The sequence below is a fragment of the Lutibacter sp. genome (assembly GCF_030692605.1).
Classification (GTDB): Bacteria; Bacteroidota; Bacteroidia; order Flavobacteriales; family Flavobacteriaceae; genus Lutibacter.
The window spans coordinates 47,576-54,550 of sequence record NZ_JAUYUD010000060.1 but is presented as its reverse complement, the minus strand read 5'-3'; the positions used below and the strand labels follow the sequence as shown (position 1 = coordinate 54,550).

The following is a 6,975-nucleotide window of genomic DNA, read 5'->3' as shown; positions in this document are numbered from 1 at the left end:
CCATGAAAAACTTAAAGAAAATTTAGAAAACCATATGCAAATGTTAGTTCAAAATCCAGATAGAGTTCAAAAATATTTCAATCATAAAGATATTCAATATGCAGCTTGATAATTATAGATATAATGCCGTCGGGTTAATACTTAAATTTGACTAGGCCATTTTGCTATGATGTTATTTTAATTTTCTTTGATTACAATATTCATAAAATAATTGTAACGTCATGTTAGCAATTGCGTCTTACTAAATAATTATTAATCTTTAAAACACAAATTGTCAATAATGAAAAAACAATTTTATTTAAGCTTTTTAGGGTTCCTTTTTTGCAGTTCTTTAATTGCTCAAAAAGTAACTTTTGAAGAGTACAAACTTAACAACGGCATGCATGTAATTCTGCATCAAGACAATTCTGCTCCAGTTGTTATTACTTCGGTAATGTACCATGTTGGAGCAAAAGACGAAAACCCTGAGCGTACTGGTTTCGCACATTTTTTTGAACACTTATTATTTGAAGGTACTGCACATATTAAAAGAGGCGAGTGGTTTAAAATTGTATCTTCTAATGGAGGTACAAATAATGCCAACACTACCCAAGACCGAACTTATTATTACGAGGTTTTTCCGTCTAATAATTTAGAATTAGGGTTATGGATGGAGTCTGAAAGATTATTACATCCAGTAATAAATCAAATTGGGGTAGACACCCAAAATGAAGTGGTAAAAGAAGAAAAAAGATTAAGAGTTGATAATTCTCCTTATGGACAATGGACTGGTGAAGTTTTTAAAAATTTATTTAATGAGCACCCATACAAATGGACAACAATAGGTTCTTTAGATCATTTGGATGCCGCTACTTTAGAAGAATTTCAAGCATTCAACAAAAAATTCTACGTGCCAAACAATGCCGTATTAGTTGTTGCTGGTGACTTTGAAAAAAATAATGCTAAGAAACTAATTGAAGATTATTTTGGTTCTATTCCAAAAGGAGAACCTATTGAAAGAGGTAAAATTTCTGAAAAGCCAATCACACAAGAATTAAAAACCACTTTTGAAGATCCAAACATTCAAATTCCTGCAGTATTTACTGTTTATAGAACTCCTTCTATGAAAACTAGAGAAGCTAGAATTTTAGATATGATTTCTACTGTTTTGAGTGATGGGAAAAGTTCTAGATTATATAAAAAACTAGTTGATGAAAAGAAAAAAGCCTTACAAATAGCTGCATTTAACTATTCATTAGAAGATTACGGAGCTTATATTGTTTTAGCACTTCCTTTGGGAGAAAATACTTTGGATGATTTAGTAAAGGAAATGGATGAAGAAATAGTTAAAATTCAAACAGAATTAATTTCTGAAAAAGAACTTCAAAAATTGAGAAATAAATATGAAAATCAATTTGTTAACTCGAACTCTAGTGTTGAAGGAATTGCAGATTCGTTAGCATCCTATTATTTATTATATGGGGATGTAAATTTAATAAACACTGAGATAGATATTTATAATTCTATTACACGTGAAGAAATTAGAGACATTGCTCAAAAATACCTCAATCCTAATCAACGATTGGTGTTAGATTATTTACCTAAAAAAGATAAAGAATAATACAAATTAAAATGAAAACAAAAATTTTATCTATTATAACCTTATTTCTATTTGCAACTTCACTTGTTGCACAAATAGATAGGTCCATACAACCAAAACCAGGTCCGTCTCCTAAAATAAATTTAGGAAAACCACAAGTTTTTGAACTTAAAAATGGTTTAAAAGTTCTCGTTGTTGAAAATCATAAATTACCTCGAGTTTCTGCCACTTTAACATTAGACAACCCTTTAATTTTTGAAGGAGAAAAAGCTGGGGTTTCCAGTTTAACAGGGAGCTTATTAGGTGGTGGAACCAAAACTATAAGTAAAGATGCTTTTAATGAAGAAGTAGATTATTTAGGGGCTTCAATTTCTTTTTCTAGCCAAAATGCAAGTATGAGTTCACTTTCTAAATACTACCCAAGAATTCTTGAATTAATGGCAAATGCTGCATTAAATCCTTTATTTTCTCAAGTTGAGTTTGACAAAGAGGTAAACAAATTACTAGACAATATAAAATCTGGGGAAAAAAGTGTTGAAAATATAGCAAGTAGAGTGCAAAATGGACTTGCCTATAGTAAAAAACATCCCTATGGTGAATTTGCAAGTAAGGAATCTGTTGAAAAAGTTACCTTAGTCGATGTTCAAAATTTTTATAACACCTATTTTAAACCAACAAATGCTTATTTAGTAATTGTAGGAGATGTTAATTTTAAGGATGTAAAAAAATTAGTTACCTCGCAATTTAGCAAATGGCAAAATGGAGTTGTGCCAGCATATTTGAATCCTTCTATAAACAATGTTTCTAAAACTGAGATAAATTTTATAGATATGCCAAACTCTGTACAATCTGATGTTACAGTTTTAAACGCAGTAGATTTTAAAATGAACGATGCTGATTATTTTGCTGTTTTGTTAGCCAATAGAATTTTTGGAGGCGATTTCAACAGCCATTTGAATATGAATTTAAGAGAAAAGCACGGTTATACCTATGGGGCGAGATCAGGAATTAGTGCTGATAAAAATACTTTTTCGGTTTTCTCTTCTGGTGCTCAAGTTAGAAATGCAGTAACTGATAGTACTGTTATTGAAATTATGAAAGAACTTCAACAAATTAGAACAGTTAAGGTTAGTGAAGAAGAACTTGCTAATGTGAAAGCCGCCTATGTTGGAAGTTTTGTTAGAAATATTGAAAAACCACAAACGGTTGCAGGCTATGCTCTAAGCATTAGAACAAATAATTTGCCAGCCGATTTTTATGAAACTTATTTAACAAAATTAAATGCAGTAACAATTGAAGATGTTCAACGTGTTTCTCAAAAATATTTTAGTGCAGATAATGCTAGAATTATTGTTACTGGTAAAGCTTTAGATGTTCTGCCTTCATTAGAAAAATTACCTTATAAAATTGTTTTTTATGATAAAGAAGGAAATGTAACTGCAAAACCAGAATTAACAAAACCAATTCCTACAGGAATTACTAAACAAGTTGTTTTTGATAATTACATTAAAGCAATTGGTGGTGCTGATAAAGTTGCTAAAATTAAAACTGTATTAAGTAAAGCTGAAGCCACTATGCAAGGAATGACGTTAACCATGGAAATAAAATCTATGGCTCCAACAAAACAATCGGTTATTGTTTCTGGAATGGGAATGGTTTTTTCTAAAATGATTTTTGATGGCGAAAAAGGCTATTCTGAGCAACAAGGAGCGAAAAAGGATTTAGCAGGAGATGAACTTGAAAAAATTAAAGCTACAAGCGAATTATTTCCTGAACTAAGTTATGGTAAGAATGACAAAGTTACCTTGGTAAATATAGAACCGATTAATGGTAACGATGCCTACGTTGTTAAAATGGGAGACGATACAACCATTTATTACGATGTGAAATCTGGATTGAAAATTAAACAAGTTACTGAAGTAAAAGCAATGGGGCAAACCATGCAACAAGGAATGGAGTTTGCTGATTTTAAAGAAGTAAATGGCGTTAAATTTCCACACTTGTATAAAATGTCTGCCGGACCTCAGCAATTCGATTTTATAACTAAAGAACTTAAAATTAATGAAGGTGTTACAGTCACTGATTTTAAATAAATAAAAAAATAATAAATTTTAAACGCCTCTTTCACAGAGGCGTTTTTATTTAGATTTGTTTACTAAATAAACTCCAAAAATAATAACAAACCCTGCCAAAAATTGAATAAAACTTATTTTTTCACCATCTAAAATTCCCCAAGTAATTGCCACAATTGGAATTAAATAGGTAACTGAAGATGAAAATACAGGATTGGAAATTTGAATCAATCTGTTAAATATAATTTTAGCTAAGCCAGTACCTACAATTCCCAAAATAAAAATATAAAGTAAAGATCTTGTATATGTTTTAGTGACCTCTACAGTTTCAAAAAAGCCAGTGAACCATAAAATTAAAAACGTTGGAATAATTAATAACGTAAAATTTGCAACTGCAATAGAAACGGCATCTAATTCATACAGGTATTTCTTTAAAATATTTACATTTAAAGCATAACCGATAGAAGCTACAAGGATAAAACTTGCATAAAAATAATCTTGATTAGGATTTAATTCGGCACCTTTCAAAATTAAAATTAAAGTTCCAACTAAGCCAAATAAAATTCCAATTGCTTGTCTTTTACTAAAAGAAAACCCAAAAATTAATGTTCCAAAAATTAAGGTGTTTAATGGGGTGAATGAATTTAATATGGAGGCAATAGAACTGTCAATTTTATCTACTGCAAATGCAAACAAAAAAGCAGGGAAAAAAGTACCCAATAGTCCATTTAACGTTAAATAATACCAATGCCTTTTTTTTATTGAAAACAATTTCTTAAAGCCAATAAGTATCAGAAAAACAGCTGAAATTAGAATTCTTAATGCTCCAACTTGCATTGGGGTTAAATCTATTAAAGCTTTTTTCATTAATATGAATGAGCTACCCCAAATTAGCGCTAGGGCACCTAAATATAACCAACGTAATTGTTTTGAAACCATTTGAAAATTAATAATGCAAAAATCTAATAAAAATTCGGAAGAGACGTTAATAGTAACTAAATTTGTTTCGATTTATGGAAATTAACAAATATTATGAGTAGACTTTTCTTTTATGCTTTTGTTATAATATTGTTTACGCATTGTACAAATGGCGCATCAAATAAGGATTCCTTGAAAGATAATTCTAAAAATAAAGAATTAGCAGTTTCTTTAAAGAGTTTTGAAGCAGAAATTAGTGGAATGACGTGTGAAATTGGCTGCGCTCGACTTATAGAGTCAAAAGTGTCTAAAATTAAAGGCATTATAAAAGTAAAAGTTAATTTTGAAGCCAAAAAAGGAAGCTTCACTTTTAACGAAAACGTTGTATCTGAGGCTGAAATTATAAGGAAAATCAACGAAATTGCTGGTGGAAACCTTTACAGGGTTGAAAAAATTGAACAATTGGATTAAATTATTTAAAAAAAACTAAAAAAGTTATTTTTTTATCATAAAATTATCTTAAATTTGCACTTATAATAAAAATCAATCAAAAATGAAACAAATTAAATTTTTAGTTGCAATCGCATTATTAGTTAGTGTTTTTGCTATTTCTTGTAAAGAGACTCCAAAAGTAGAAGAAGTAGAAGCTGTTGAAGAAGTAGCTGTTGAAGCTATCGATACTATGGCTGTTGACACTGCTGCTGCTGTTGAAGAAGTTGTTGAAGAAGTTAAATAATTCATACTTTTTTACTTTGCAAAGTTAAAAAATAACCTCAAGGAAACTTGAGGTTTTTTTATGCCTTAACTTTTCTTAATGAAAAGTGTAAAAACATAATGCTTATTAAAAATAGCAAACCAATAAGCTGATGGCTCACAGCTAATAACAAAGGTATTTTTCCATCAACTTCTAAAACTGTTAAGATACCCAATACAACTTGAATAACAATTAATATAACGGTATAATCTAACCATTTGCGAGCCCTATTATTAATTTTATTTTTGAGAATCATGAACATGTATATGATAATACCTAATAATATATAGGCCAAAATCCGATGTGAAAATTGTACTAACGCTGGAGCAAACAAATAACTATCGTAATTAATTAAATTTCCCAAACTGTAATTTTCTGAATTCTTCAAAACACTTGGTAAAAATTCACCATTCATATCAGGCCAAGATGGATAGTACAACCCTGCTCTCATACCAGCCATAAGTCCTGCAATAACCATTTGAAAAAAAGTAACTGTAATACCAATTTTTACAATTGATACGTTTTGCTTTTTCCTTGAACTTCCATAATTATAAACATCGGCAATAGTTCTAACCATTGCAACAACAACTAATACTGCTAAAACAAAATGTAACGTTAATTTATAAGCATTTACCCAAGGTTTATTAACCAATCCACTTTTAACCATAATCCATCCCGCAGAAGCGGTTATAATTGTCAATAAAACAACAAGCCCAAGTCGCTTTATTAAATAACCGTCAATTTTTTTTCTAAAAACGAAGAAAACAAATGGTATTAAAAAGATAATTCCTAACGCCCTAACCCAAAGCCTATGAAAATACTCCCAAAAATAAATAAATTTAAAATCGCTTACCGAGAATAATGAGTTGATTTTATGAAATTGTGGCGTTTCTTTATACAAATTAAAAGCTTGAAGCCATTGTTCTGCATTTAAAGGCGGAATAACTCCTGTTAAAATATCCCATTTGGTAATTGAAAGTCCCGAACCTGTTAATCTAGTAATTCCTCCTATAACTACTTGACCAATAAGCATAACCAAGCCAATTAGTAACCAAATTCTTATTGTTCTACTATATTTAAAAGTGTGGATCATTTATTTCCATTTTACAGATTCCATTAAATGCATTATGTCTTTTTCAATGTATTTAACCGCGGGTAAAATTGAATCGTAATTAGGCTTAACATAAAAATATACGGCGCCTGCCAACACATGATTTAAACTATCGGTAACTCTAAATTGTATATTAGTTGCAACATCCCCTTCAATATTATACAATTTACCGTAAACATTGTCTTTATAATTTTCAAAAGGAACAGCATTTATGGCATTTGCTTTTACTGTATGTTCAAAAGTTAATTTTTCTATCTCTTTCAATATTTCTTCCAAATTATTATCGATGCTTCTATAAGTAATATGAACAGTCGCTTTTAATTTTGGATATTGAACAATTGCCCAACAATTATTTTTAAACTGAATAGTTGCTTGTTCAGAAATTTCAAAAGAATATGGACAATTAAACGCTGGTTTTGAATAGGTATTTGTTGGATACTCGAGTTTTAAATAGCTTTTTGGTTTAGGCAACGTTTCGCTGTTACAAGACCCTAATAGTATGAGCAAAACTAAAACCAAACCAAAATGCTTCATGATATTA

General features: G+C 29.9%; 7 protein-coding genes. 4 read left to right on the top strand and 3 right to left on the bottom strand.

The genetic code is table 11. The features are described from left to right. Positions 1 to 280: 280 nt before the first annotated feature. Positions 281 to 1,600 carry a pitrilysin family protein gene (locus tag Q8S45_RS05880; RefSeq protein WP_305602211.1) on the top strand — a complete coding sequence of 440 codons (1,320 nt, stop codon included), beginning with the start codon at positions 281 to 283 and terminating at the stop codon, positions 1,598 to 1,600. A gap of 11 nt (positions 1,601 to 1,611) precedes the next feature. Beyond that, entirely contained in the window at positions 1,612 to 3,672 is a 2,061-nt protein-coding gene (locus tag Q8S45_RS05875; RefSeq protein ID WP_305602208.1) for a pitrilysin family protein, read from the top strand. A gap of 45 nt (positions 3,673 to 3,717) precedes the next feature. On the opposite strand, the gene Q8S45_RS05870 is transcribed toward Q8S45_RS05875, so the two are convergent. After that, positions 3,718 to 4,590: a DMT family transporter gene (locus Q8S45_RS05870; protein ID WP_305602205.1), complete on the bottom strand. Its 873-nt coding sequence runs from the start codon at positions 4,588 to 4,590 to the stop codon at positions 3,718 to 3,720. Positions 4,591 to 4,683: 93 nt separating this feature from the next. Between Q8S45_RS05870 and Q8S45_RS05865 the strand changes: the two genes are divergently transcribed. Together Q8S45_RS05865 and Q8S45_RS05860 are read left to right on the top strand one after the other, a co-directional pair. Continuing rightward, a complete protein-coding gene (locus tag Q8S45_RS05865; RefSeq protein ID WP_305602202.1) occupies positions 4,684 to 5,040 on the top strand; it encodes a heavy-metal-associated domain-containing protein in 357 nt (118 codons plus the stop codon). 82 nt (positions 5,041 to 5,122) lie between these two features. After that, positions 5,123 to 5,305 (top strand): hypothetical protein, encoded by a 183-nt coding sequence (locus Q8S45_RS05860; RefSeq protein WP_305602200.1) that lies wholly within the window; start codon positions 5,123 to 5,125, stop codon positions 5,303 to 5,305. 58 nt (positions 5,306 to 5,363) lie between these two features. Here Q8S45_RS05860 and Q8S45_RS05855 read toward each other — a convergent pair whose 3' ends face one another. Continuing rightward, on the bottom strand, positions 5,364 to 6,416 hold the full coding sequence (locus Q8S45_RS05855; protein ID WP_305602197.1) for a COX15/CtaA family protein: 1,053 nt from the start codon (positions 6,414 to 6,416) through the stop codon (positions 5,364 to 5,366). Further along, entirely contained in the window at positions 6,417 to 6,968 is a 552-nt protein-coding gene (gene gldD / locus Q8S45_RS05850) for a gliding motility lipoprotein GldD (protein WP_305602194.1), read from the bottom strand. Positions 6,969 to 6,975: the final 7 nt, after the last annotated feature.